The 1,209-nt window shown below is 57.7% G+C and carries 1 pseudogene; it reads right to left on the reverse strand.

From position 1 onward, the window contains the following. Positions 1-1,209, reverse strand: a pseudogene (locus tag M2400_RS33380) (hypothetical protein); the annotation flags it as partial.

The following is a 1,209-nucleotide window of genomic DNA, read 5'->3' on the forward strand; positions in this document are numbered from 1 at the left end:
TTGCCGATGGCAGGCAATCGTTTTGCCCAGGCGCGGCTGGCCTGAATGAACGGTTCCATACGATCGGTGCTGAACACTTCCAGGTGCAGTTTCTTTTCCGGGTGCTCGGCACCACTGTCTTGATACTCGCCCAGGTGACCGATCAAGTCGCCAGCCTTGATCGCTATGGGTTGGTCGAGCACTACGATGCGGTCCGCCACCGGTTCGCGCGCACCTTCCAATGCTTCGAAACGAACGTACTGATTCACCTGCTCCAGTTTTCGAAACTCACCCTCGCCGCTTACAGTCACTTCCGTGCCGTCGGGCAATTGCATAAGACGTTGGCTATGGACGTTCGCTTCGGCGCGTACGTTGAGTGTGAAACTCACCTCGACTCGATATTCGTCCCCGGCGATGGGGACCAAATGCTCAGAGGAAACGTAGCCGCGCAGCGACCCATCGGCACTTTTCAAAATGTCGGGGCCGTTGGTGTTGTTTAACTTACGGAATTCACCGTCGCCGCTGACCGTCACCTCCGTGCCCGGTGGCAAGAGAACGAGTGCATCGGCCGAGCGTTTCTGGCCGTAGACTTTCAGACCTCTCTCCCCGGGAAACCTGGAATGTACTTCTCTTGCGGTTGCCTTGACCCGTCGAGTCTCTGCGTCGGGCCAAAACGCCGGACGTGGGATGGAGGCGGCGTCATCCCGGTAAACCGCCCAATCCTGCAGGTGCATGTACAAACTGTAAAAGGTCAGGCTGGGAGGGACGTCCGGGCTGCCTGCCATCTTCGGCGCTTCGAGGCGGTGGCGTACCAAGACAAAATTGCGTGAAAAAGGCTTGGGTACGCACAGCTCATCGACGAAGTAGGTCGTGGTCGGCGAATGCTCGTCGATGCGATACGCCACCACTTCGCCGTCGGCAAGGCAATGCACGCTGGACTGTTGTTCCAGGGCGCCAGCGGTGCCACTGTCGAAATGCACGCCGCCGTGCCAGAGGCCATTGCGGCCCACTGGGTAGTAACCGGCAGCAGCCTTGGATAATTGGGTTAATTGCAGCAGTGGGTTGTTCTTGTCCTTGAAGGGGTGGCTCCAATTTTTTAGCGGTTGAAGTGTGTAGTCGTTTGTTTGTACTGAAGGTGCCTTCGGCGCTGGCAATGGCAGCGCATCCGGCACATAAATCGGTGCCGGCCGGTCTGGGCTGAAGAGGTTAAATAGCTGAGAGAACAAGTTG

Origin of the sequence: Pseudomonas sp. BIGb0558 (assembly GCF_024807515.1) — a bacterium.
Taxonomy (GTDB): domain Bacteria; phylum Pseudomonadota; class Gammaproteobacteria; order Pseudomonadales; family Pseudomonadaceae; genus Aquipseudomonas; species Aquipseudomonas yamanorum_A.